Origin of the sequence: Rhodococcus sp. NPDC059969, from assembly GCF_042738325.1 — a bacterium.
Lineage (GTDB): Bacteria > Actinomycetota > Actinomycetes > Mycobacteriales > Mycobacteriaceae > Rhodococcus_F.
Genome location: NZ_JBHWUF010000001.1, coordinates 251,530 through 277,146 on the forward strand (window position 1 = coordinate 251,530; position 25,617 = coordinate 277,146).

The following is a 25,617-nucleotide window of genomic DNA, read 5'->3' on the forward strand; positions in this document are numbered from 1 at the left end:
GCTGGGCGCGGTATCAGTTCCAGTACTGGTAGGTCAGGGTGACGTACCCGGCGTTGGCCGGGTTGTTCGGATCAGCCAGATAGACATCGACGTAGCCGCCAGCATGGGCAGCGGCCTCGCCGATCACTACGCGGTCGGGGGCGCTGAGCTTGCCATCGGGGCCGACGGTGAGCGCCGAGCCCGGTGCGAGCTCAATCCACCGCTGCGAGCCTGGAACGATGTCGGAGATGGCGTCCGGGATCGGGCTCGCCGCCAACGCCGCGGTTTCCGCATTCGAGAGCGACAGACCGATCCGACCCTGCTCAGGTTCGACGATCGGAGTTGCAGCAGATGCCACGCCCCCGCCGAGAACACCGATTACGGCGATACCCGCGGTGAGGGTTCCGGCAGTGGCCAAGGTACGAATCTTCATGATTTCTCCTTTGTGGGCGTGATGAGTAACCACCCCTGGACTGGGCGGATCGGGAATAGTCGCCAGCAGCGCTGACGACGGCTGCGCGGGTCAGAGCCAGGTCGGATCGGAGTACACGAACAACGTGTTGTCCGACGTCGCCGTCGACACCGAGAGTTGTGCATACGAGCGGATCGTCACCGGCCCCATGCACGCATCAACCTTCACGTGCACGTTCTCTGCCGTGATCGACACCTTCGACGACCCGAGATCCTTCTTCCCCAACGGAATCGTCGTGATGGTGCCCGGCGCAATCGTCGACTGAATACTCGGATTCACCGAAGCATTCACACCCACGTTCGCCGACGGGACACCCGAAATACTCACACCGACAGACGGGCCGAGCGAAAAGCCAAGCCCCAAGCCAAGTCCGGATGAAACATCGATCTGGCAGCCGATCTGCAACCCCTGCTCGACATAACCGGTCATCACTGCCGAATCACCCTGACCGCCGATCGTGCCGGTCACCTTCGCCGACACGAACCCCTCACGGGTGAACGCCGTCGTCGCCAGATTCGGCACCGGGTTCGCCGACAGTTTCGTGGCGGCAAGATCCAACGACCAGCCGTCATCGGTGACCGTGCTCGCGAATTTGTCCGCCAACGCCGTCGGCGTTGCCGATGCGCCCCCTGCGAAGACCACACCAGACGACAGCGCGGCAACCGCACACGCCGCAAGCCCCACCGCGGCCCTCGATCGACGATGGGATACGCCGTTTTGCGATTCGATCGACATGAACTGCTCCTCCACGTGACACAGCAACCAGAGCGGTAGCCGGCAACTAACTGAATTAGTTACCGGACGGTACCAATCGTCCTGTTTGCCCGCCAGCGCGCCATCTCCCCCATCTTGGATTTAGGGTGAACTTTCGGTAACAGATATATATCGACAGGCTTATCAGCAGCGAAAAGGACCTAGGTCCCACTATGAGCAAGGTCACGGTTTAAAGGTAAGAAGATCCCTCAGAAACAGTGCGGCAAATCGAATCGAACCCGCATTTCACGGGCCTCAGAGCAGTTGAAGGCCGAACTTGCGGGCATCAAGCCAGTGCGCGTACTTGAATATGAAACTAACAGGCATTACTTGGCAATCGATCGCAAATCAAGGCGCCCGAGCGGGGCCTGGGAGCGCAACTCTGCACGGTTCACGCGGAGATACTCACTTCGTGGTCGGCGCGAACTCGTCGGACCCACTGGCATCGCATCGTTAGCTCGTCAATCACTGATTCATGCAGACGACGCACACAAGTAGTACGCCAGTACGAGAAAAGGCTCTGACCAAGACCGGAGTCCTTGATCAGAGCCCTAACAACTCGGGGTCGAAAGCTATGCCGGTTCTCTCATGATGCCGAGATGCCGTGCAGTCCCGGACACCCCAGGAACCTCTTGCACAGGCGACCAGGTGTTCAGCCCGTCCGCGCTGTCGGAGTAGAGATACTTACCTTCGGTATAGGCGTCGAGATAGATCCGCCAGTCGCCGCTCGGCAACTGAACCACGGCCGGACCTTCGACAAGGGAGCCCCAATTCCCTGGCGGGACAAACGAATAAGGTCCCGCCACCGAAGGAGCGACCGCATGCTCGACGACCTTCTTCGTCTCGTTCTTGGTGAACGCATGATAGGTCGATCCGACTTTGACCACGGTGGTGTCGATGTGGTCCGCACCGATCCCGGCGAGCGGAACAGGCGGGCTCCACAACCGGAGCGACGGTTCCAACGCCGTCATCAGATACGGCACAAATCCTCCACCGGTCGACATCGACAGGATGACGTTGACGCGATCGCCGTCCACAAACCATTCAGGCGCCCAGGCCTTGGTGACGAATGGTGACAGCGACGGTCCGTCGCTGAATCCGGCCGAACCCGAGAAGCCCGGCGGGCTCGCAGAACCGGTGCCATCTCCCGTGCCAGGCATCAAGGCGCAGCAAAACGGAACCGGATAGTTCCCCAGCGGCGTCCAGTTGATGCGGTCGCTGCTGCGTGCGAACCCGATGTTCGCCCCACCACCCGTCGTGTAGGTGAGGTAGTACAACCCGTCCGTGTTCCGGAAGATGCTCGGATCACGCACGAGCCCAGACGGCGGCCTGTACGCCGACTGCTGGACGAGCTGAAAGCCGGTGCCGTCGGCCGACTCGTAGACATCCATGTCACGGTCGCTGGCATTGCTGAACGCCACCATTGTGTATTTCCAGTCAGGCGGCGCCGCCGCGCTGCTGGCAGGGGCTGCGACCAGCAACCCCGCGACGACGAGGATCACCAGCGATACAACAGAAAGGCCGGTCCGTTTTGTCGGAATCACCGATGAAGTATGTATGACAGCAGGCACCATGGGTAACTTCGGCCGGAGGCAGAGCAGGATCGTTACCTAAGGCGATTCGTCTTGTAGTGACGGCGGGACGCCGGCAAGGTCGGCCGTTAGCATCACGCCATGGAACTTGGGGTGCATTTCGCGCTGTCAGACAGCGTGGCAGCGGAACTTCTGGACGCGCGCGGCGACGACGACAAACTCGGCGCTGTGGTCGAGGACATCGAGGAGACGGGCCGATCCGAGTTCTCGTGCGACACGGACAAGGCGTGGGATCCGATCCTGTGCGCCCTCTCCAGCACGGGGTACGAGCGCGTGTCCGAGAACTGGCCGGCCTACGGCGTGATCTTGGGGGACGAAGACCTCAACACCGACACCGACGACCAACTCGTCACCTACCTGGCACCCGATCGGGTCGCCGAAGTCTCCTCGTACCTGGCGGAAATCACCGAATCCGAGTTCGGCGTGCGCTACGACGCGATGCCACTCGACGACCGCAACCCGGAGTACGGCTCCGACGAGCGCGGGTACGCCTGGGGCTGGCTTCGGGAAGTGGCGGACTTTTTCCAGCGCGCGGCCCGAGAGAATCACCACGTGGTGTTCACCGTGCGGTTCTGACAGTCGAGAGCCCACTGCCGAAGCAGCGCGCCCTCGAAGAATGAAAGACCGCTTGACAGTGGCGCTCAACTGCGGAGGATCCTCTGCGCGGGTTCTTGCTCTGACAATTCCTGTGCCGCAGCGTTTCTGGGTGACCGAGTGCGTGTCCTTCTCGCAGCCAGACTTACCAGTAACGGAACCGTAACGACAGTCCGCGCGCTTCTCTGGCATTCACGATCTTGACCAGCAGATTCACTGAAACAGTTTATTCTTCAACGGATTTCCAGTAGTGAGCTGCATCTCAAACCAACCCAATGGATTGCTCATTGTTTGCGACATGTCGTTGACTGTTACCGGAAGAATCAGACAAAGTGGCCCGTGGAGGCGCCAACTCGAGTGGGCCACCGACGAGGGAGAAGCCGAATGACGCACCTACGCAAGATGATTACCGCGGCCGCATTGATACCTGCCGGTATCGCAGCCATCGCACTCAGCGGCGCGGGCGCAGCATCAGCTGTTACTCCGATCGCCGACAACGGGCGCATCGGCGTGCAGATGAACCAGGGCGAGACGGCATTGTTCGGCCAGCTCAATGCCGGCGCTGCGATCGAAAGCATCACTAACTCCACCCAGATCGGCGTGCGCCTCGCACCAGGATCGCGCTTCGAGAGCGGCCCCAACGTCGTCTGGGGACGTCTCGACCAGTTCGCCAACGAAGCAGCCTCCCGTGGTGGAGAAATTTCTCTCGGCGTACTCAACCCGGCGAGGGGTTCACAGCAGTTCTTCTTCATTCAGAACTGGTAGTACCCTCCGCCGTCGAATTGATGCTTCGCTCTTCCTGTGGCGGGGCGGAGCATTTTTCGTTTCCCGTGGCCACGTTCGTCGCCGAGTGTTGAACAGGCGACGTTATCCCGGACGACTTTTGCGAGGACTGCAAACGGGCACCGATGCGTGCGGGAATTCCCTGTGCCGCTGCGTAATAACGCATCCACAACCGACCCCTGAGGCGAACGAATGAGGTGGACTCGCAAAGAGATAGCGATCATCGTGACCGCCACCGCGGTGAAACGGGTGCTGCCGTCATGGTGCGAAATGGTGTGACGCTGTTCCCAGCAGGATCCGGTCCCACAGGGTTCAGCGTGTGCATGGTGAATGGCAAGCAAAACAGCAGCGCGGGACCATCGCTGAGGTGGTCAAGACCGTCTTTGATTAATCGTCCCCGGACCGAACAAAAAGGACTACGGAAGCAATTCCAAGAATTCTTGGATAAATTCTCGAACTGCCGTCTCATTTTTGGATGCCTTCGCGGGATCGTCCCACCGCACCGCATTTACTATTTCAATCTGAAACCACGCACCCCTCAATTCCTCGAAATCGGGCGCATTTTCGGATTCACGTGCGTCCACATAACTCTCAAATATATCGACGAGCGTTTGTAAGGATATTTTACCTTCCCTGTAATCACGACTAACTTGCTCGCCTTCAGTGCGATATTTTCCGTTTCCCGTCATATCAACTTCACTTTCCTCTTAGCCGTCCAAATGAGGTCGTCACAACTGTACCGACCTCGTTTACGACGACTGATAGGTTATTTGCCGAATCATAGAATACGATCGTTGCGTCGCTGCTAGGGGTGGCCACCCCATTTCGAATTGCCTGTTCGACAAGGGAGGGGAGGTTGCCGCGCCTCTGCATTCGATCAAACGCATGCCCAGTGTATTCGCGACCGTTGACCACTCCCGGAGGATTGGTTCCTGGCTTTACGTCCAATTCGCGGCGGATGCTCGAAAAAATGGGATGAGCTGCAGAGACTAGGGGAAGAGGACTACCGCTCGCGATGGCGTTGACAGCTACTGAATTGGGCTGCGCGAAGAGCAGTTTCGAGCCATCGATCATCCTGGTTGCTGTACAGCTTGCGCAAACCGGGCGCGTGTACGCCGCCATGTGGAAAGTACTGTTTCCCATGGCATCTCACTACAAGCTGTTCGGGTACGCGCGAGGGTGGTATTGAGGACATCACGTCAAAGCGCTCTACGCGCCGGCTCAGGTGTTGACCTGATTTCCGTCAGAATCGGTATCTCGTGCTTGGCGGTCAGTGTCTTTGTAGTGCAGTTTGTCGTACCTGTTTACCGGAGGTGCATCCTTCTGCTCGCGGTAGAGCGCCCGTGTCAGCCAAGCACCGAAAACATCGTTGAATCCGGTGGGATGCCTTCGCGTGAGGAAGGGGGTCCACCACCACGCCACGAACACAGCAGCGAAACCGCACAAAAGGACAGGTCCGAGAATCGACCGCTGAGGAGCGGTGAGCCAAGCGAAAACGATGGTCAGGATCGACGAACTCCAGTAGATCGTTCTCGCATGACTGCGGTACATCACGTAGGGCGTGGATGCGATCAACGCCACAGCCCCTGTGGTGATCGCACAAATTGCATAAAAGGTGGTCATGGTGCCGATTCCGCTTGAGGAACGGTGTGTTGTCGGTGCACAGGACTCTTCTGCTGGACGCTGCTGTACAGGTAGTCGATTTTACCTGAAATCATCAGGATGTGGTCGTGTTCCACTGGGATGCGGTAGGCGAGGTAGTCGTGATCGGTGATCAGGGCAAATGGATGGCCGCCCTCGAAGGCGAAGACGTCTGAACCGTCAGCCTGCGAATCCTAGTCTGCTCCCACATCACAATAAGCAACTGCTGGCCAGTGTCACTTGACATGACACTGGTCGCGCAAGTGAGTCAAAGCCTGCCTTGATTAGTCGCCCCTGGACCGAGAAAAGAGACTACGGAAGCAAGTCCAAGAATTCTTGAATAACTTCTCGCACCTCCGACTCATTTTTGCTCGAATTCGAAGGATCATCCTGGTTAATTGCATTCATTATTTCAATTTGACCCCAGGCCCCCCTCAGGGTTTCGGAATCTGATGCACGCTCCGATTCGCGTTCTCTCACGTACCTCTCGAATATTTCAACTAGCGCATGCAAGGATATTTTTCCGTCACAATAATCGCGATTAACCTGCTCAGCTTCCAGGCGGTAAATTGATTGATCCGTCATGTTTTTCACTTTCCCGATAAATTGCCAAATGAGGTGGTCACAACTCTGCCCGTTTCATTGATGATAACTGATAGGTTGTTTATCGAATCATAGATCACGGTCGTGTTTCCTCTGCTCGGGGTCGCCACCCCTTCACGAATGGCCTGTTCAACCAGGGATGGGAGTATGTCGCGCTCTTGCATTCGGTCGAACGCATGCCCCGTATATTCACGACCGTTGACTATTCCAGGACGATTGGTTCCGGGCTTTACATTTATTTCGCGATCTCCGCGCCCACCCACAGGTGTCGAGGCCGGTCTGTCTCCGACGGGAATAGTCGGATCGCTAGGGGCTCTATTCCCGGCCTCACCGGCGGTGGCGGCTGCCCTGCGACCTGCGGCTTCGGCGTCTGCGGCGGTTCCGCCGCGCCGCAGAACAGCCTCCACCGCTTCTTGCACGGCAGCTCCGCCGACTCTGCCTCCTGTGCCTACGATCGGAATGAGGGAGACGATATTTGCTGCTGCGGCAGCGATCTCAGCCGGGGAATGCTCGGGTGAAGGTTGTGCTCGTTGACCGCGATTGAACCCGAACGGATCGACGGCGGCATCGTGCACGGGGACTACGAGGAAATTTCGCCACGCATCCCCGAGCGTTCCGACACTGTCGACTGTTGTGTCGACCGCGCTTTCCCCGACACCCCACGCGCTGTCCCACACTTTTTGCGGGAACGATCGATCGTCGGGCGCGTTCGGATCTGGCGGGATCGGCACATTGCCGGTGAACCCGGCAGGCACGTCCCCGTGAGCTTCGGCAAGCTGATTCGCAGCTTGTTGACGTGGACTGACAGTGGGTTTGGGGCCCGGGCTGGTTGTGGTGCGTGGCGACTGATTTGGTTGCGCGGGTTTCGAAGGTGCAACCGGAGAGACTTCGCCGTGTGCTTGGGCGAGTTGGTTCGTTGCTTGTTCCTGAGAGGTCGGCGCGGGCTTCGGTCCAGGTTTGGTGGTGGTGCGCGGTGACTGATTGGGAGATGCAGGTTTCGTGACCGGAGCGGAGCCTTGGGTGGTGGTCCCGGCGTACTTACCAGCGGTGGTGCCGCTGTTCGTGGCTCCGGAAGTGTTGCCCGAGTTCGTGTTTCCACTGTTCTGCGGTTTCTGCGGACTTGTGCGCGAGGTCATCGAATTCGGCTTGGGTGCGGCGGTGTTCGTATTTTTCTGGACTTGTTTCGAAGCGACAGAGGTGGGTGCTTTCGCCTTCTTTTCCGGCGGATCAGCCAAAATCGGGTACGCGGTCGCTTCGTCGGCGTACACCTTCTGGATGAGACGGCCGCCGCGAACTTCGTAGCCGGTCGGAACACGATTGCCGTTGGCGTCGTACGCCCACGGAGCTGCGACGACCGAGATCGGGTTTCCGTCCGCGTCGAAGACGGTGACTGAGCCGTCCGGATTAACGCTCATATGCCCGCCGGGCGGGACGTCGACGGGGATTTCCGCTTCGCGTGAGGACGTCGCGTCGTGGATGAGGAAGAACGTACGACGTCCTCCGCCGGGTTCGGTGACCGTGATCTTCGACTGGCCACCCTTGACGTACTGCATCAGCGGTGAGGCGAGGGTACCGACTGTCTGGGAGAGGATCGATTCCGGCGTACGCCCACCCAACGGTATGCGTGGGCCGAACGGTGAACGACGCCCACGTACTCCGATCCCGCCGGCTGTGAATGCGGCGGCACCGACCAACACGAGTTCGAGGTACCGGTCACGGCCGTCGCCTTTGTCGAGCCCCGAGGGGGTGACCGTGGGATTTGATTCCGATTGCCCGGGAGCACTATTCGGCGTTCCAGAGGGAACAGGTCCGGGACCACGATCGGGGACCGCTGTGGGTGCGGTCGATCCAGCGGGTTGGGGTGTGGTCGGGGCAGGTCCGCTGGTGGTCGTCGGAACCGGGACTCCTGCAGGGTTCTCGATACCAGATGGTGTCGGCGTATTCGGCTGTCCAGGCAGCGCGGCGCCGGGGACGGGGACGATGGGGGTGCCGTTGTAAGCGGGGAAGTTCGTCGGCGCGTTCGCGCCGACGTTCGGGCCACCGCCCGGAGCCTGTGGACCCGGTAGTCCGACGGTGGTTGTCGGGGCCGCCGTCGGAGTCGTGGTGGGTGCGCTCAGGCACGGGTTGATGTACTCGGGCGGGACGGGGGCACCGGGTGGCAGTGACGCGATCAGGTTCAGGTAGATCTGATGATCACGTGCCCGCACCGCCGCGCAATCCTCCGCCGGTCCCGCAGTCGCAGGTCCAGCGGTCAGCGCGATTCCCGCACCGATCACCCCTGCCACCCCGGTCAACAGTGCTCCGGCGGCGAGTGCTCCCGCGATGGACCTGCGCAGCTTCAGCACGGACTTCACCGGCGATCGCCCGTGTTCGACTTCTTCCGCGCCTCGGCGATGAGCTTGTCTGCGCCCCACCAGAACACCCGGCCCGCGATCGACATCCACAGAAAGAACGCCAGATATACGAGAATCGTCCCGTAGTCAGCCGCCCAGCCCCCGAGTCGTCCGATCACCGCGAACGCCGCAATCAACAATGCGAGACCGAAGACGGTGGCGATCACGGCCTTCGAGGTTTCGCTCAGCTCGCTGTCGGGGTCCCAGTCGTCGGTATCCGCACTGCGGGCGCCGCGAGCAGTGGCCGGCGGCTCAGTCATCGGGCGGGACCGAGCGTGTTCAGCGTTGCGGATGGTCATGACAGAAACTCCAAACGGCGGATACGTGAAGTGAAACAACGAGTTCGGCGGCAGCAGTCAGGGTCTGGGTTTACCGGCCCTAGTTCAGTTCCAGTGCTGGTAGGTCTGCACGATGTAGCCCCCGGTGACGGGATTGTTCGGGTCGGACACGTAGATGTTGACGTAGCCACCCGGATGCGCAGCAGCTTCGGCGATCACGACCCGATCGGGGGCGCTGGCCCTGCCGTCGACGTTCGTGATGACCGAACCCGGTGCCCGACCAACCCAACGCTGCGAGCCGGGAACAATGTTCGCGATTGCATCGGGGATCGGGCCCGCCGCCAGTGCTGCGGTTTCCGCATTCGAGAGCGAAAGCCCAATCCGGCCATGATCCGGTTGCACGATCGGGGTGGCAGCCGATGCCACGCCCCCGCCGAGAACACCGATTACGGCGATGCCTGCGGTGAGCACTCCGGCTGTGGCCAAGGTACGAATCTTCATGAACTTCTCCTGTGATGGTGATTGATGGGCAGACCCATGCCTAGCGCCTCGCCTAATGAGTGCGCGCGGACACGGCGACTTGCACGGATCGGATTTCGACGGCAGCCCTGACGGTGCCCCGTCAGGCGTCTAGAGCCAGGTCGGATCGGAGTACACGAACAACGTGTTGTCCGACGTCGCCGTCGACACCGAGAGTTGTGCATACGAGCGGATCGTCACCGGCCCCATGCACGCATCAACCTTCACGTGCACGTTCTCTGCCGTGATCGACACCTTCGACGACCCGAGATCCTTCTTCCCCAACGGAATCGTCGTGATGGTGCCCGGCGCAATCGTCGACTGAATACTCGGATTCACCGAAGCATTCACACCCACGTTCGCCGACGGGACACCCGAAATACTCACACCGACAGACGGGCCGAGCGAAAAGCCAAGCCCCAAGCCAAGTCCGGATGAAACATCGATCTGGCAGCCGATCTGCAACCCCTGCTCGACATAACCGGTCATCACTGCCGAATCACCCTGACCGCCGATCGTGCCGGTCACCTTCGCCGACACGAACCCCTCACGGGTGAACGCCGTCGTCGCCAGATTCGGCACCGGGTTCGCCGACAGTTTCGTGGCGGCAAGATCCAACGACCAGCCGTCATCGGTGACCGTGCTCGCGAATTTGTCCGCCAACGCCGTCGGCGTTGCCGATGCGCCCCCTGCGAAGACCACACCAGACGACAGCGCGGCAACCGCACACGCCGCAAGCCCCACCGCAGCCCTCGATCGACGGCGAGATGTTCGTGCTTTCAATTCGGTTGCCATGAGTATCTCCTACGTCGCGGACCAGCAACCAATTTGGTAGCTGAACACTAACTAAATGCAAGTTACCGGACAGTACCAAGCGTTCCGTTTTTCAACAGGCTCCCGCGACCAACTATCGGAGACTAGCGGTGAACTTCCGGTAACAGATACATATCGACAGGGCCCAGAGCAGGGAAGGGGACTTAGGTCCCAATGTGGCGAACGACACCAAACTTGGACCATCCCGCCCAGTGGTGACAGTCGAGCAAACGTGCAAACAAGGCACGATCCGGAGCATTTCAGCAGATTGCATGCAACGCGGCCTCTGGCGATATGGCCGCGCAAACTTGTTGAACGGTCAACAGTTAATTGGTGGCGCGCAGCTCATTCGGGCACCAAGCGCAAGGAGGCCGCGCAAACCACGAGCCCATCTAGCCAAGGAGGGAATCGAATTGACCACCAGCCGCCCGATGCGATCACCCGGAACTCTCGTCGCCGAGCGTCGCAGTGGCTGATCGTTCACCACAGCACAACGAGAACCGGCAGATTGCCGCAACATCGGACGCAGCACCGCAGTGGCGAAGCCATTGCTTCGCCTGGCGACCCCAGGGCGGCAAAGTTCGCTACACATCCGACTCCTCGACGCTCCTGCGCTTCGTAGGGCACGAAAAAACCCAGCCCACGCTTTCGCGCGGGCTGGGTTTGAACAACGAACATTTGGCGGAAGCGGAGGGATTTGAACCCCCGGTGGGTTTAACGCCACGCTCGCTTTCAAGGCGAGTGCATTCGGCCGCTCTGCCACGCTTCCGTGGGCGATCCTATCGGGTGTTCCCACGGACCGCGAAAACGGCTCCAGAAGTCAGCGCTCGCCGATGGCTTTGTCGACCTTCTCGAAGACGTCTGCCAGCACGTCCAGTTCCTGGGGAGTCAGCAGATCGACCAGATTGTTCCGAACCCCGGCCACGTGAGTAGGTGCCGCCTCGGCGAGGCGACGCCTACCCTCTTCCGTGATCCGCGCGAGCACGCCGCGACCATCTTCGACGCAAGTGTCGCGCACGACGATGCCCTGAGATTCCATCCGCCTGATCTGGTGCGTGAGGCGGCTCCGCGAAGACAGCACGCCGTCTGCCAGGTCACTCATCCGCAACGACCCGTCAGCTGACTCCGAGAGCATGACCAAAATGCGGTAATCGGCCAACGACAGGTCGTGTGAATCCTGCAGTTCGCGGTTGAGAACCTCCATGAGGCGCTGATTACCGTCCATGTAGCCGCGCCATGCACGCATCTCGCATGGCGTCAGCCACGGTGTCTCACCGTGCGCCGCCTGCGATGTCTCCTCGGTTGTCGCTTCAGCTGTCACAGGTTCCAAGTTTAGACCTGTGTCCGCCCGTCACAGTAAGACTCACCCTAAAGTCACGAATTGGACATCAGGATCGAACGGTCGATTTCGGCGACCGATGCCAGCCCCGCCAGCCCCATCGTGAGATCCAGGTCGGCCAGGAGACTCCGGAGCGCATGACGCACTCCGTCCGCTCCGGCCAATCCCAATCCGTACACCCACGGCCGCCCGTACAGCACTGCATCGGCACCCAAGGCCAGAGCCTTGATTACGTCTGCACCACAACGAATTCCGGAGTCCATCAGGATGTCCACCTCATCCCCCACCGCATCAGCGACGGGACCGAGAGCATCGAGTGCCGAAATCGACCCGTCGACCTGACGCCCACCATGGTTGCTCACGACGATGCCGTTGGCGCCGGCCGCGACGGCCTCACGTGCGTCGTCGGGGTGGACAATTCCCTTCACCGCGATCGGAAGTGTCGTCCACTGGCGAAGTTTCGCGATATCCGCGATCCGCACCGCGTGATTGCCGAACAACGACACCCACGTCAGAACCGCGATCTGCAAGGCTTCTGCACTCTCCTCGGGAGGCGTCGCCAGTTTGGCGCGGAACACCGGATCCGACAGGTAGTTTGCAATACCCTTCGCCTGCAGGAACGGAAGGTGACCGAGCTCGAGATCCCTTGGACGCCAACCCATACCGGGAGTGTCGGCAGTCAGGACGATAGCCTTTGCGCCCGCCGTCTCCGCTCGGCGGACAAACGACTCGGCAAGCTCGTCGTCGGCCGGCCAGTAGAGCTGGTACCACCAGTTCTCGCCGGAGGCCGCCGCGACGTCTTCGATGGTCGAGGATGCCGCCGTCGAAAGAATTGATCCGATCCCCAACTCGGCAGTGACCGAACCGACAGCAACCTCGGCGTCGTCGTGGACCAAGCCGAGCACGCCCACCGGAGCGGTGAGGATCGGTGCGGCCAACCGCGTCCCCAACACCTCGACGCCCAGGTCGCGTGCGTCGGGCGCCGCAGTCCCCCGCAACATCCGCGGCACAATCGCATGCTTGTCGAACGCCCGCAGATTCGACACCGCGGTCCGTTCGGTCGACGCGCTACCGGCGATGTATCCGAAAGCCTCCGGTGAGAGTTGCTCGCGCGCGGCATCTTCCAAGCCCGCCGCAGTCATCGGCAAAGCCGGCTTCGCGCCGCTCAGTCCCGTCAGATAGATCTCGTTCTGCATGTTCCCGAAGTAAGTCACGTCCGCGACGGTAGCGGCAAAACACCCGTCAGCGGGGAGATTCGCTAGCGTCGTATCCATGTACGCCATAACGATCGATCAGCCCGGCGGTCCCGAGGTCATGAAATGGGCGCAACAGCCCGATCCTGAACTACCTCGCGGGCACGTACTCGTCGAGGTCGCCGCGACCGCGGTCAACCGCGCCGACCTGCTCCAACGTCAAGGCTTCTACCCGCCGCCGCCCGGCGCGAGTGACATCCTCGGCCTCGAATGCTCGGGTGTGATCACCGAACTCGGCGAAGACGTCACCGGTTGGTCCGTCGGCGACGAAGTCTGCGCATTGCTGGCCGGCGGCGGCTACGCCGAGAAGGTTGCGGTCCCGGCAACACAACTTCTCCCGGTTCCCGCGGGCGTCGATCTCCGTGTCGCCGCGTCCCTGCCGGAAGTTGCGTGCACGGTGTGGTCCAACGTCGTGATGCGCGGAGGTCTACGACGCGGACAGGTCCTCCTCGTCCATGGCGGTGGCGGCGGAATCGGCACCCACGCCATCCAGGTCGGCAAAGCCCTCGGCGCCCGCGTCGCAGTTACCGCGGGTTCGGAGGAAAAATTGAACCGCTGCCGCGAATTGGGCGCGGACATTCTGATCAACTACCGCGACAGCGACTTCGTAGCATCACTCGCCGAAGCCACTGACAACCACGGCGCCGACGTGGTTCTGGACAACATGGGAGCGTCGTATCTCGGACGCAACGTCGACGCACTCGCCATGGACGGCCACGTCGTGATCATCGGAATGCAGGGTGGCCGCAAGGGCGAGGTCGACATCGCCAAGCTGATGGGCAAGCGCGGAAACATCACGTCGACGGGCCTGCGTGGGCGTCCGCTCACCGGCCCCGGCGGTAAAGCGGACATCGTCGCCGACGTCCGCGCGAAGCTGTGGCCGCTGATCGCAGACGGATCGGTTCAACCGATCGTGTCGACCGAACTTCCGATCACCGAGGCGCCATTAGCCCATCAATTGCTGGATTCGCCGGAAACCGTAGGCAAGGTCATCCTCACCGTGAAGTGAGCCGAGCGGGGTCGATCAGCCCAGGGCGCCGAGTTCGGCGACCAGCTGATTGATCTCGTACCGCGTCGTGTACGGCGCAAGGCCGACGGTGACCGCGCCACCTTCGTCATTGACACCGAGGGCGTCGAGCAGCCTGGAACCGCCGTGCGTACCGCTGACCGTCGCGATGCGCTTGTCGGCCAGATGCGCCGCGACCTTGTCTGCCGCCATGCCCTCGAGCGTGAAGCTGAGCGTCGGCACCCGCGTGGGTGCGCCGCCGATCACCATCACGTTGGGCAGGGCTGCGAGCGAACGCATGAGGTGATCGAACAGACCGTCCTGGTAGTCCTGCAGCGAGCTGATCGAGGTTTCCAGTCGCTCGCGCCGAGTTCCGGTTGCCGATTCGTCCAACCCGGCCAGGAAATCGATCGACGACGTGAGCCCGGACAGCAGCGCGAACTGATGACCGCCCACCTCGAGCCGCTCGGCGCCACGGGCATACGGATTGAGAGACACGGCAGGAATTCTGTCGAGCAATCCGGGATCTCGGAAAACGAGCGCACCGACTTGTGGACCACCCCACGACGGCGCACTGACGGCGACGATGTCCGCTCCGAGATCAGCCATGTCCACATGCGCATATGGCGCTGCGCCGACGGCGTCGACCACCATCAGCCCACCGAATTCGTGCAGACGATCAGCTGCGGCGCGGACGTTCGGAGCCGAACCGACGACCGGTGATGCGGCCGTCAAGGCCACCAAGCGAGTCGTCGAGGTGATGAGATCGTTGAACTGCCAACTCGGGAGTTCGCACGTTTCGATTTCGACCTCGGCCCATCGCACCTGAGCGCCGTAGCGACTGGCCACGCGAAGCCAGGGCGCGACGTTCGCCTCTTCGTCGAGGCGCGAGAGTACGAGACCGGTTCCGAGGCCCAGACGCGAACTGAGCGACTCGGCGAGCCAAGCCAACAACACCGCTCGGTCTGATCCGAGAACGACTCCCGCAGGATCTCCGCCGACCAGATCGGCGACCGCGGTGCGCGCACTGTCGAGAATGGCAGCACTACGACGGTTTGAGACGTGGCGACCGGAGGAAGAAGATGCAGAGGCACGGAACGCGGTGGAGACCGTCCGCGAGACGGCGTCCGGGATCTGCATTCCGGCCTGCGGATCGAGGTGGATCCAGCCGTCACCGAGTGAGGGAATCAACCCCCGTACGCGGGCAACGTCGTAAGCCATGCTCGACACTCTAGGTGCAGACGCCCGCTTAGTCGAAGGCAGTCACCCAATTACCCGTCAGTACAGTTATTCGATAGCTAACTTTCCGGGGGTTAAGCGGCGTTTGTCGCCCACACACGACAAGATGGAAGCATGACGAACCCCGACAAAGAGCAGGTACTCGTTATCGGACCCGACGGTCGACCCGTCGCGATGCCGGCGGCCGAGGCAGAAGCCGCCGCTTCCGGCACCACCGAAGGCGCGGAATCCGAAGCCGAGTCCGTCGCCGAGATGGTCGAGCAGCCGGCCAAGGTCATGCGAATCGGCACGATGATCAAACAACTCTTGGAGGAAGTGCGCGCCGCGCCGCTCGACGACGCCAGCCGCAAGCGCCTCAAGGACATCCACACCTCGTCCATCCGAGAACTGGAACAGGGCCTGGCACCCGAACTCCGTGAGGAACTCGAGCGACTGAGCCTCCCGTTCACCGACGACTCCATTCCCTCGGACGCCGAACTACGCATCGCACAGGCCCAACTCGTCGGCTGGCTCGAAGGACTGTTCCACGGAATTCAGACCGCACTGTTCGCCCAGCAGATGGCAGCGCGCGCTCAGCTCGAACAAATGCGTCAGGGCGCACTGCCTCCCGGCATGAGCATCGGGGCTCCGCATTCACCGGCACATCCGGACCAACAGAGCCCAGGAACCGGCCAGTATCTGTAACCCGGACCACCACGAAGTCCGCGGGAAAACCGGCTCCGACGCCAGGCCGGTAGGCTCGACCTCCGTGTCAGCATCCGCAATCGAATCCGAGACGCCGGGCGCACCCGCGCCCGTGTCCGACTCCCAGACGTTCCGTCGTGCGTTCAAAGACCTTCGCGACGGTCTGAATCAGCGTGAGTTGTGGCTCAGCCTCGGCTGGCAGGACATCAAACAGCGCTACCGCCGGTCGGTGATCGGACCGTTCTGGATCACGATCGCCACCGGCGTGCAGGCCACCGCCATCGGCATCCTGTACGCGGCCCTGTTGGACATGCCACTCCAGGAGTTCCTGCCGTACGTGACGGTGGGCCTGATCGTCTGGAACCTCATCAATGCCTCGATCATCGAGGGTTCCGAAGTTTTTGTCGCCAACGAAGGCCTGATCAAACAGCTGCCATCGGCCTTGAGCGTGCACATCTACCGTCTGGTGTGGCGGCAAATTCTGTTCTTCGCACACAACCTCCTGATCTACGTGGTCATGGTGGTCGCGTTCGGAGTCTGGCGGAATCTGAGCTGGGCGTCGCTAGCCGCGATCCCGGCGTTGGGACTTATCGTGCTCAATGCACTGTGGGTCTCGATCGTGTTCGGCATCTTCGCCACTCGATACCGCGACATCGCACCGATTCTGTCTTCGCTGACGTTGCTCCTTTTCGTGCTGACACCGATCATGTGGACAACGCAAAGCCTCGAGGCTCAGGGCGGCGCCGTCCGAGATCGCGCAAAGATCGCCGAACTCAATCCGCTGTTCCATTACCTGGACATCGTCCGCGCGCCGATGATCGGGCAGCCCCAAGAGCTTTACCACTGGTACATCGTCATCACGATCACCGTGGTCGGGTGGGCCGTCGCCTTGCTGGCGCTTCGCAAATACCGGGCCCGCGTGCCCTACTGGGTTTAGGGACATCGCAATGACCGAACATGTGAACATCTCAACGCACAACGCCTGCGTCGACTTCCCGATCTTCGACGCGAAGTCCCGGTCGATGAAGAAGGCATTCCTCGGCAAAGCAGGTGGCGCCATCGGCCGCAACAGTTCCGATGTCGTGGTCGTAGAAGCCCTGAAAGACATCACGATGAACCTCAAAGAGGGCGATCGTGTAGGGCTGGTCGGCCACAACGGCGCCGGAAAGTCCACCCTGCTGCGCTTGCTCTCCGGAATCTACGAACCCACTCGAGGATCCGCCAGTATTCGCGGACGCGTCGCACCTGTTTTCGATCTCGGCGTCGGCATGGACCCCGAGATCTCCGGCTACGAGAACATCATCATCCGCGGCCTGTTCCTCGGTCAGACCCGCAAGCAGATGCTCGCGAAAATGGACGACATCGCGGAATTCACCGAACTTGGTGATTACCTCTCGATGCCGTTGCGCACGTACTCCACCGGCATGCGCGTGCGCGTTGCCATGGGCGTCGTCACCAGTATCGATCCCGAGATCCTGCTACTCGACGAAGGCATCGGGGCTGTCGACGCCGAATTCATGAAGAAAGCTCGCATCCGGCTTCAGAAGCTGGTGGAACGCTCCGGCATCCTGGTATTCGCCAGCCACTCCAACGAATTCCTCGCCCAGCTGTGCAACAGCGCCATGTGGATCGACCACGGCCAGATCCGCATGCAAGGCGACATCGAAGACGTCGTGCGCGCCTACGAAGGTGACGACGCCGCAGAGCATGTGCGCCACGTCATCAAGGAAATGGAACGGGAGAGCACCCCGTGAGCGCACCCGAGAAAATCATCGGGGTCGTCGTCACGCACAAGCGGCGTGAACTGCTGGCCGAATCCCTGAAGGTCCTCAGCACCCAGTCGCGGCCGCTCGACCATCTTGTTGTCGTCGACAATGCCGACGAAGCTGATGTGAAAGAGCTCGTCGACAACGCTCCACTGCCGACCAGTTACATCGGTTCTCAGCACAACCTCGGCGGTGCCGGAGGATTTGCTCTGGGCATTCTCTACGCACTTTCGCTCGGCGCCGACCGCGTCTGGCTCGCAGACGACGACGGGCGCCCGGAGGGTCCCGAAGTCCTGGAAACACTGCTCGACTGTGCAATTCGAAACGACCTGGCCGAGGTCTCCCCCGTCGTCTGCGACATCGACAACCCCGACCGCCTCGCTTTCCCACTTCGCCGCGGCACGTCGTGGCGCCGGTTGCGTTCCGAACTCGGCGACGAGGATCTCCTGCCCGGTATCGCGTCCCTCTTCAACGGCGCACTGTTCACCGCCGACGCGATCGATGCCGTCGGTGTTCCGGATCTACGCCTGTTCGTCCGCGGCGACGAGGTCGAGGTACACCGTCGCCTCGTGCGCTCCGGCCTGAAGTTCGGTACCTGCCTGCAAACTGCCTACGTCCACCCCAACGGCGCGGACGAGTTCAAGCCGATCCTCGGCGGACGCATGCACACGCAGTACCCCGACAACGACACGAAGCGCTACTTCACGTACCGCAACCGTGGGTACATCCTCGCCCAACCGGGAATGCGGAAACTGCTTCCGCAGGAATGGGTTCGGTTCGGCTGGTACTTCCTGATCACACGCCGCGATCCGGCAGGACTGCGCGAGTGGATGCGACTGCGCAAGCTCGGCCGGGAAGAAAAGTTCGAACGCCCGAGTTAAGTCAGCCGTCCTGAGTTGAATCAGTTACCCCCATCTCTTTTAAATCAGTTGCACAGTCGCGTCTGCGGCTGAGAGCATTCTGATCCGACGCATGGTGCGTCCCGAGGTTTACGAGGAGTGAGTATTGATGACTGTCGTGTTCCGCAGTTTCAGCACCGTCAACATTCACACTTCTTCATACTCGAGGACACACTCACCATGTCGGAAAACCGCACGCTCCTGACCGAATACGGTTGGAACGCAACACTCTCGAATAAATTCACTACCCTTGCCTCACCGGACTCCGCACCCGGGCGCGTTCTTCGCGTCGACCGCGGACGGTGTGACGTGGCCACCGCCGAAGGCACCGTCCGCGCACTCAGCGGCAGCGATCCGCTCTGCACGGGCGACTGGGTGTCCGTGGTCGAGGTGCCGGACTCACGCGAGCCCGAAATGCACACGGTCACTTCGATACTCCCCCGATCGAGCAGTATCGTCCGATCCTCGGCATCCGGAAAATCGGAAGGCCAGATTCTGGCGGCCAATCTCGACACCGTCGTCATTGCCACGGCTTCGGACGGCGACGTCGATCTCGGGCGCATCGAACGGCTACTCGCACTCACTTGGGAGAGCGGCGCGACACCTGTCGTCGCACTTACCAAATCCGATGCAGCTCACTATATCTCCGACACTCTCGCCGAGGTCTCTGCTGTTGCGCCCGGCGCAACAGTGCTGGCCGTCAGTGCCGAGACCAACGAAGGAATGGATGTACTCGATGCAGTTCTGGACGGCACCGTGGCGATACTCGGTCCATCCGGCGCCGGTAAGTCGACGCTCGCGAACGCCCTCCTCGCCGACACAGCGCTCCCCACAGAAACCACCGGAAACAACCGACTCGAGACCGGTCGCGTTCGGGCCGGCGACGGAAAGGGACGCCACACCACCGTCACCAGAGAGTTGATCCCCTTCTCCGGCGGTCGGACGCTGATCGACACACCCGGCCTGCGAGGGGTTGGGATGTGGAACGCGGCAGAGGGGATCGACAAGGCGTTCCCCGAGATCGAGGAGCTGATTGCAGAGTGCCGGTTCTCCGATTGCGCACACAACTCCGAGCCGGGATGCGCAGTCCTGGGCGCACTCGGGCGCGGCGATATCGATGAGCGAAGACTCGCGAGCTACCGGAAACTACAGCGAGAGAACGCGTGGAATGCTGCGCGAAGCGATGCTCGTCTGCAGGCAGAGAGGACGCGGGAGATCAAAGTGATCTCCCGACAACTCAAGAGTCACTACCGCGGTCGCGAACGGTAGCGAACGAATCCTGGCAGCATGGGGGTGATCCCGACGAGAGGTTGCCATGTTCGAGCGGTTCCGTTCAAGCGCCAGGACCAAGCTTCAGCGTGCGGTATCCGAGGTGGTCGAGGCCGCCGACCGGCGCAACGCAGATCGCACGCAACAGATCCTCGATGCGCTGACGCTCTCACGTGAGGAACTGGCCGGGGCCCGCGGTGACATCGCGGGCCTCCGGTCCAGGATCGACGAGCTGGAATTTCGTCAGCGACGGGATCTGGCCTACGCCGTGGACCTGGAAGCGACGGCGTCGACCGCCGAATTCATCCTCGAACACCTTCGCGTCGCCGAGACATTCGGCCACCCACACGACACGCTGCGCCATGCCCTGAGTTTGATCGAAATACCCGGCATGGCACTCGAATTCGGCGTTGCCAGCGGAACCACACTCAGGATCGTCTCGGAGGCATTCACCGAGCGTGACGGAACCGTCGCGGGTTTCGACGTGTTCTCCGGCCTTCCTGAGACGTGGCGGACCGGGTTCCCGGCCGGCGAGTTCGCTCAGGAATCCATACCCGAAGTCCTAGGGGCGCAACTTGTTCCGGGCCTCTTCGAGGACACCTTGCCCTCGTTCCTGAACGACGAACCCGGCCCCGTTGCGTTCCTGCACCTCGACGCCGACCTCTACTCGTCCACCAAGACGGTGCTCGATCTCCTCGGCGACCGACTGGTACCCGGGTCGATTGTGGTCTTCGACGAGTTCTTCAACTATCCCGGATGGAAGCAGCACGAGTACCGGGCGTGGACGGAGTTCGTCACACGCACCGGCATCTCGTTCGAATATCTCGGGTACACCGTCGCCAACGAGCAGGTCATCGTCGAGATCACCAGCTGAGAATCACTTCTCGTAAAGACGTGCCCAGTTCTCTCGACTCGTGAGTTCCGGCATCGCAGCACGGTACTTCGCCGACACGGCAGGGGCTTCCTTCTGGAACCGACGCAGTAGCTTGACCGTTCGGACAAGGAGAGCGCGCGCCGTAGCCTTGTCTCTCTGCCGGATGCGTACCCCCGATTGCGAAGCATCGGTGACGACAACATGGTCGAACCGCGAGATGTGCCACCAATGCGCGTCTTCGCGCGGGATATTGATCAGTCCGCCGCGGGTGCGACCCAACCACTGGTCCACCGCACGCTTGGCCAGGATCACTCGCATCAGGCTCGGTTCGCCGCCGGCGCGCTCGGTGTGGAGTTCGTTCGAGGGAACCGGAGCCGTGGCAGCGTCGTGTTTGATCGTCTCCGCATATTGCGCTCGGCCGGCGCGGATACTTGCCATCGCCTCGATGCCGCCGTCCCGCAACGCCTCCGGACCGTCGAGGTAGTCCTCGATGCCCTTGAGCGTCGTGAATGCCAGGCCGTATTGCATTCCGACGAGGAATTCGGAGATCTGACGGAAGAACTGACGTGAGAGTCCCTTGGTGTCAAGGTCGCTGTGCAGTGACCCGACGACGAGCGAGTTGCGCGTACTGAAGTAGCGCGCCCAGTCGTCGAAGTCCTTCCAGTAGAAGTCGGCATGCCACACGGCAGCATTGGGCAACGTGACGGTGACGAATCCCGCTTTCCGAGCACGGATTCCGTACTCCACGTCATCCCACTGGAAGAAGATCGGAACGGGCAATCCGATGGCTTCGACAACTTCGGCGGGGATCAGGCATGTCCACCAGGCGTTGTATCCCGCGTCGACTCGACGCTCTTGGCGCTTCTTGAGCATGCTCGTGTTGATGAGAGCCTTGGGCACTCGCTGCCCGTGGTGGAGGGTCTTCAGATCCACGTCTTCTGCGCCGACATTGAGAAAATCGGGATTGAGCAGATACATCATCTGCGCACCCACCAAAGTCGGTTCCACCGTCATATTGGCAAAGGCATTGAGGCGCAACACTGTTTCCGGCTCACACAGAATGTCGTCATCCATCAGGATGACGTCGGCGACATCCACCCCCGTGGACGTCGCCTCGAACAATCCGCGTGGAAAGCCGCCTGCTCCACCGAGATTCGGCTGCTGAAGATACTGCAACTTGTCGCCGAGCTTGTCTGCCGCCTCGACGAAGCGCGCCCGATCTTTCACCAAGTCGTTACCCTGATCGACGACATAAACCGAACTGATGAGGGCACGCACGGTAGCGTCGGAGGCCAGCGCAGCAACCGTCTCGGCGCAATCGTCGGCCCGATTGAAGGTGCAGATCGCCACCGAGACCGGGCGAACCGTCTCCGGAGCTGCCACGGTCCATTCCAAGTTCTCGATCACCATCGGAGCGTCGAGGGAATCCACCTCGAGCCACAGGGCGCCGCCGTCGACGAACTTGTCCAACGGTGAGGTCAATGCGACCTCCGAAGACCCCGATCCGTCGCGGGTTTCGAGGATGCGGCGATGCCCGGCGATATCCGAAGCGACCATCCGGACGCGGAACCGGCCCTCGCTCTCGATTCGCAGCGATGCCTCGACCTCGGTGACAGTCGTCCACCGCTGCCAGTAGCTGGCGGCGAAACGCCCGAAGTAGGTGTTGGTGCTGATCCGCGCGCCCTTGTCGAGAGCAATTCGGTGCCGGGTCCGCTCACCGGAGCCTTTCCGGAACTCGACGTACAGGTCGTCGTTGACTATCGGCGACATCCCGACGAACACGCCGCGCTGGACCACCAAACGGTGAGCCTTGACCTGCCCGTTCTCCGGCACCCCCACCTTTACCTGCTCGGGCATATGACTCCTACCGTGAATCTTGAAAAATCTGTACCTGTCACTCGCAGGGTATCCGAGGTGGAATTGCCCCCGAAACTCGAAAACACGGCCTCGGCTACTGTCTCTGGTGCATCCACCCGTGCGACCTGGAGATCCCTTGACACTCGAACTACCCGCTCCCACCCGTCGGGAACGCTGGAGCTGGGGCGCTGTGATCCCAGCAGTCGTGTGCCTCGCATTCTTGGCGATCGTCACGGTGGACCCTCGCTACTTCTACGTCGACGACACCGAATCCGGTGCTGTCGGCAACTGGGTTCAGCTGGGCCATCTGATGAGAGAGGGTCAATTCCCGTCGCTGGTCCTGGATCAATGGATGGCGGGTAACTATCCGGTCGAAGGCCAGGGTGGGCTGTGGAACCCGGTACAGATCTTCATCAACTACATCGCACCGTCCGTCGACAATCTCGCTCTACTGGCCACGCTGGTCAAGCTGGCATTCGCGATCATCCTCGGGTGGGGCGTCTATCGAGTCTGTCTCGAATACGGAGCTCGCCCTTATTGGGCGGCCGTCGCCGGAAGCGCAGTTCCCTTTGCCGGTTTCACTCTGTATTTCGAGTACCCGTCGTGGGTTACGTCGGTGATCGGAATGGCGTGGGTGGTGCAGGCATGGGCAAGCGGCATTCGCTATGCCCGCGGCCGGTCGGGGCCGATACCGGTGTTCGTCTTCCTCTACCTCGCGATCAGCGTCGGCTACGTCCACGCGGCATTGATGGCCGGAGTGACCGTCGGGGCACTGATGCTGGGCGAATACATCCGCAGTCCGCAATGGCGGACAACGGTGAAGCTCGGTCTTGTCGGCATCGCGGCCGCCGCCTGCGGAGCCATCACATTTCTGCCCGGCCTGCTCTCCTCTGCGGTCACCTGGCGCACCGGCGAAGAAGGCACGTTCAACGACAACTTCCTGACCGCTCCGTGGTCGGAAACGCTCACAGCGAGCATTCCGTCGTCGGTTTCGAGCATCGAGTCCTGGACAGGTGAGACCACCTACGCACCGATCACGTACATCGCGTGGTTCGCGATACCGGCACTGGCTTTCATCGGCTGGCGGAAAGCACAGGGGTCGCTGCGAGATTTGGTAACCCCGCTGCTGCTGCTGGCGTTCATTCTGCTGTTCACCGCTGGTCCCAGCGACATCGGTCAGATTCGGTGGCCGGCACGGCTACTTCCTTTCGTCGCGGTGTTCTCCCTGGTGTTGCTCGGGGTGCTGCTGAGCCGATTCGGGACTTTGGACAAGCTGCGATCCCGCGTCACCGCTGCAGCGTTGATCGTGTTCGTCTTGATGATTCGCGCCAGTTCCTCGGGTCCGCAGTACTTCATCCGACATCTCACCTGGGCTGTCGTGATCATCGCTGTCGGAGCACTCGCCATCTATCTCGGTCGTAAATACGGCGCCCCGGCGATCGCGGGTCTACTGATTCTCACCATCGCTCCGGTGACCCTTTATCAAGTGATCGCGTATCCGCAGGCACTGAACAAGTGGTACCTGCCGACCAGCCAATCCGAAGCCAAGGCGAACTTTCCGGATTTCCCGGGCACGACCCTTCAGCTCGGCAATCGCGCGCTGATCCGAATCGATGCCGAAACGACAGAACTACCGTGGAGTTCGCAGGTGTACGGAAACTACGCGAAGGTCCTCGATCTCGACTACGTGAACGCGTACACCCCCGTCGGCCACGCCGACTTCGCATCACTGTTGTGCATGGGATTCGACGGTTCGACCTGCGACGACGCTTATCGAAATGTGTTCAGGCCGGACGAATACACCGGCAGAACCAGCGCAGACCTGATGCTGCTCGACCGCGTCGTCCTTCAGCGCAAGCAGTACCCGGGCGCCGACAACGAGCCCGCCCCGCCCGGATGGCACTGGGCAGACGTGCCCGAGGTCGCCCAAGAACAGATCTACATCCTCGAACGCGACGCCGGCCCGATCTCCGATCAATCGGGCCGGGTGTCCGCAACGGTCAATGCCGACGCACGGTCCGAGTACATGAGCGTCAAGAGCGAGCGTGTACGAGTCAGCTCACCGGGCGGTGGCAGCGTCGTCTTCGCACGGTTGGCATGGCCGGGCTACACCGCGACCCTCGACGGCGAACCCATCCCCACCAAAGGTCTCGGCGGAACGTACCTCTACGTCGATCTGCCGCCAGGCACGGACAACGCCGAACTCGTGATCAACTTCCGGTCTCCAGGACAGCGGATCGGCTTCGTCGGAATGGGCTTCGGACTCGTTCTCCTCGCCGGTCTCTCCGTGATCTACTACCGCGACAGGCGTCAGAGCCTGGACGGAACCTCCGCGATCACCACGGACTCGTTGTAGATGAACGGCTTCCCCATCCACCGAGGAAAGGGGAACGACAGCGAGCGCCTGACGACAAGACCGTTGTCCGCACAGATCTTTTCGAGGTCGACGCCGTCGAGGAAGACGGTGTGCGTGGGATCGCTGGCGAAGCCACGCTCCTGAGGGCAGATCAGCATGACTGTCGCGCCCGGTTCGAGGAAAGGAAGGTACTCGGCGACGATGCCGGAGGCTTCGCCCGCCGGAAGGTGCTCGAGGAGATGCGCCATCAGCATTCCGTCGAAGGTTCGCGGATCGCTATCGGCGTGAAATTCCGCCGACGAGTACGCCTCGAAACCGAGCGATCGGCAGAACTCCACCGAATGTTCGTTGTGGTCCACCCCGACGCTGCCAGGGGGAAGATTACGCAGATTCCGGCCGATTCCGCAGCCGACATCGAGGACTCTCCGGCCACCGAGGAATCGTCTGATATTCCACTGATAGGGCGCTTGGACATTCAGGACGCGCTTCCATCTGGCGCCTTGTAGCTCCCGCAACCTCGCGGTGTACTCGGTGTCGGTGGTGTCACCGCCGTCAGCCATGTCGGCTCTCCCAGGAACGCCGGTGTTCTCTCGATTGTTCTTGCGTCGATCGTTCGTGTGATCTTCGAACTCGGCCACCGGGACTCACTTTCGTC

The 25,617-nt window shown here is 61.4% G+C and carries 23 protein-coding genes and 1 tRNA gene; 10 read left to right on the top strand and 14 right to left on the bottom strand.

Features of this window, described 5'->3' with window-relative positions:
- Nucleotides 1–13: 13 nt before the first annotated feature.
- The 3 genes from ACFWAD_RS01235 to ACFWAD_RS01245 all read right to left on the bottom strand — a co-directional run bounded on the left by ACFWAD_RS01235 (nucleotide 14) and on the right by ACFWAD_RS01245 (nucleotide 2,628).
- Nucleotides 14–412, bottom strand: a complete 399-nt coding sequence (locus ACFWAD_RS01235) for a hypothetical protein (protein WP_378540714.1) — start codon at nucleotides 410–412, stop codon at nucleotides 14–16.
- 90 nt (nucleotides 413–502) lie between these two features.
- On the bottom strand, nucleotides 503–1,186 hold the full coding sequence (locus tag ACFWAD_RS01240; RefSeq protein WP_378540716.1) for an MspA family porin: 684 nt from the start codon (nucleotides 1,184–1,186) through the stop codon (nucleotides 503–505).
- A 590-nt stretch (nucleotides 1,187–1,776) separates the two neighbouring features.
- The gene (locus tag ACFWAD_RS01245; RefSeq protein WP_378542881.1) at nucleotides 1,777–2,628 is read right to left on the bottom strand and encodes an arabinofuranosidase; all 852 of its coding nucleotides are present in this window, start codon (nucleotides 2,626–2,628) and stop codon (nucleotides 1,777–1,779) included.
- A 249-nt stretch (nucleotides 2,629–2,877) separates the two neighbouring features.
- Between ACFWAD_RS01245 and ACFWAD_RS01250 the strand changes: the two genes are divergently transcribed.
- Nucleotides 2,878–3,372, top strand: a complete 495-nt coding sequence (locus ACFWAD_RS01250; RefSeq protein ID WP_378536635.1) for a DUF1877 family protein — start codon at nucleotides 2,878–2,880, stop codon at nucleotides 3,370–3,372.
- Nucleotides 3,373–3,774: 402 nt separating this feature from the next.
- On the top strand, nucleotides 3,775–4,155 hold the full coding sequence (locus ACFWAD_RS01255; protein ID WP_378536633.1) for a hypothetical protein: 381 nt from the start codon (nucleotides 3,775–3,777) through the stop codon (nucleotides 4,153–4,155).
- Nucleotides 4,156–5,394: 1,239 nt separating this feature from the next.
- Here ACFWAD_RS01255 and ACFWAD_RS01260 read toward each other — a convergent pair.
- From ACFWAD_RS01260 to ACFWAD_RS01295, 8 genes are all read right to left on the bottom strand, one after another.
- Nucleotides 5,395–5,796: a hypothetical protein gene (locus ACFWAD_RS01260; protein ID WP_378536630.1), complete on the bottom strand. Its 402-nt coding sequence runs from the start codon at nucleotides 5,794–5,796 to the stop codon at nucleotides 5,395–5,397.
- 608 nt (nucleotides 5,797–6,404) lie between these two features.
- Complete coding sequence (locus ACFWAD_RS01265; protein WP_378540718.1) at nucleotides 6,405–8,771, bottom strand: hypothetical protein; 2,367 nt, start codon at nucleotides 8,769–8,771, stop codon at nucleotides 6,405–6,407.
- On the bottom strand, nucleotides 8,768–9,070 hold the full coding sequence (locus ACFWAD_RS01270) for a hypothetical protein (RefSeq protein WP_378540720.1): 303 nt from the start codon (nucleotides 9,068–9,070) through the stop codon (nucleotides 8,768–8,770). Before ACFWAD_RS01270 ends, ACFWAD_RS01265 begins: the two co-directional genes overlap by 4 nt.
- Nucleotides 9,071–9,193: 123 nt before the next feature.
- Complete coding sequence (locus ACFWAD_RS01275; protein WP_378540722.1) at nucleotides 9,194–9,589, bottom strand: hypothetical protein; 396 nt, start codon at nucleotides 9,587–9,589, stop codon at nucleotides 9,194–9,196.
- A 129-nt stretch (nucleotides 9,590–9,718) separates the two neighbouring features.
- Nucleotides 9,719–10,402, bottom strand: coding sequence for an MspA family porin (locus ACFWAD_RS01280; RefSeq protein ID WP_378540725.1), 684 nt, complete (start codon nucleotides 10,400–10,402; stop codon nucleotides 9,719–9,721).
- Between the two features lie 697 nt (nucleotides 10,403–11,099).
- Nucleotides 11,100–11,189, bottom strand: a tRNA-Ser gene (locus ACFWAD_RS01285).
- Between the two features lie 51 nt (nucleotides 11,190–11,240).
- Nucleotides 11,241–11,666 (bottom strand): MarR family winged helix-turn-helix transcriptional regulator, encoded by a 426-nt coding sequence (locus tag ACFWAD_RS01290; protein ID WP_020968140.1) that lies wholly within the window; start codon nucleotides 11,664–11,666, stop codon nucleotides 11,241–11,243.
- A 128-nt stretch (nucleotides 11,667–11,794) separates the two neighbouring features.
- Nucleotides 11,795–13,033 (bottom strand): lactate 2-monooxygenase, encoded by a 1,239-nt coding sequence (locus tag ACFWAD_RS01295; protein WP_378536612.1) that lies wholly within the window; start codon nucleotides 13,031–13,033, stop codon nucleotides 11,795–11,797.
- Between ACFWAD_RS01295 and ACFWAD_RS01300 the strand changes: the two genes are divergently transcribed.
- Entirely contained in the window at nucleotides 13,032–14,021 is a 990-nt protein-coding gene (locus ACFWAD_RS01300) for an NAD(P)H-quinone oxidoreductase (RefSeq protein WP_192712875.1), read from the top strand. The genes ACFWAD_RS01295 and ACFWAD_RS01300 overlap by 2 nt on opposite strands.
- A gap of 15 nt (nucleotides 14,022–14,036) precedes the next feature.
- Here the strand turns inward: ACFWAD_RS01300 and ACFWAD_RS01305 are convergent, their stop codons facing one another.
- Nucleotides 14,037–15,239, bottom strand: a complete 1,203-nt coding sequence (locus tag ACFWAD_RS01305) for a cysteine desulfurase-like protein (RefSeq protein ID WP_378540727.1) — start codon at nucleotides 15,237–15,239, stop codon at nucleotides 14,037–14,039.
- A gap of 132 nt (nucleotides 15,240–15,371) precedes the next feature.
- On the opposite strand from ACFWAD_RS01305, the gene ACFWAD_RS01310 reads away from it, so the two are divergent.
- The 6 genes from ACFWAD_RS01310 (at nucleotide 15,372) to ACFWAD_RS01335 (ending at nucleotide 20,749) form a co-directional block, all read left to right on the top strand.
- Nucleotides 15,372–15,941 (top strand): bacterial proteasome activator family protein, encoded by a 570-nt coding sequence (locus tag ACFWAD_RS01310; protein ID WP_378536607.1) that lies wholly within the window; start codon nucleotides 15,372–15,374, stop codon nucleotides 15,939–15,941.
- A gap of 64 nt (nucleotides 15,942–16,005) precedes the next feature.
- Nucleotides 16,006–16,878: an ABC transporter permease gene (locus tag ACFWAD_RS01315; RefSeq protein ID WP_378540729.1), complete on the top strand. Its 873-nt coding sequence runs from the start codon at nucleotides 16,006–16,008 to the stop codon at nucleotides 16,876–16,878.
- Nucleotides 16,879–16,888: 10 nt separating this feature from the next.
- Entirely contained in the window at nucleotides 16,889–17,695 is an 807-nt protein-coding gene (locus ACFWAD_RS01320) for an ABC transporter ATP-binding protein (protein WP_050655610.1), read from the top strand.
- A complete protein-coding gene (locus ACFWAD_RS01325; RefSeq protein ID WP_019746444.1) occupies nucleotides 17,692–18,588 on the top strand; it encodes a glycosyltransferase in 897 nt (298 codons plus the stop codon). Before ACFWAD_RS01320 ends, ACFWAD_RS01325 begins: the two co-directional genes overlap by 4 nt.
- A gap of 198 nt (nucleotides 18,589–18,786) precedes the next feature.
- Entirely contained in the window at nucleotides 18,787–19,875 is a 1,089-nt protein-coding gene (gene rsgA / locus ACFWAD_RS01330; RefSeq protein WP_378540732.1) for a ribosome small subunit-dependent GTPase A, read from the top strand.
- A 46-nt stretch (nucleotides 19,876–19,921) separates the two neighbouring features.
- Nucleotides 19,922–20,749: a TylF/MycF/NovP-related O-methyltransferase gene (locus tag ACFWAD_RS01335; protein WP_378540735.1), complete on the top strand. Its 828-nt coding sequence runs from the start codon at nucleotides 19,922–19,924 to the stop codon at nucleotides 20,747–20,749.
- A gap of 3 nt (nucleotides 20,750–20,752) precedes the next feature.
- On the opposite strand, the gene ACFWAD_RS01340 is transcribed toward ACFWAD_RS01335, so the two are convergent.
- Nucleotides 20,753–22,606 carry a glycosyltransferase gene (locus ACFWAD_RS01340; protein ID WP_378540737.1) on the bottom strand — a complete coding sequence of 618 codons (1,854 nt, stop codon included), beginning with the start codon at nucleotides 22,604–22,606 and terminating at the stop codon, nucleotides 20,753–20,755.
- 136 nt (nucleotides 22,607–22,742) lie between these two features.
- On the opposite strand from ACFWAD_RS01340, the gene ACFWAD_RS01345 reads away from it, so the two are divergent.
- Complete coding sequence (locus ACFWAD_RS01345; RefSeq protein WP_378540740.1) at nucleotides 22,743–24,962, top strand: hypothetical protein; 2,220 nt, start codon at nucleotides 22,743–22,745, stop codon at nucleotides 24,960–24,962.
- On the opposite strand, the gene ACFWAD_RS01350 is transcribed toward ACFWAD_RS01345, so the two are convergent.
- Complete coding sequence (locus tag ACFWAD_RS01350) at nucleotides 24,917–25,600, bottom strand: class I SAM-dependent methyltransferase (RefSeq protein ID WP_378536591.1); 684 nt, start codon at nucleotides 25,598–25,600, stop codon at nucleotides 24,917–24,919. The genes ACFWAD_RS01345 and ACFWAD_RS01350 overlap by 46 nt on opposite strands.
- Nucleotides 25,601–25,617: the final 17 nt, after the last annotated feature.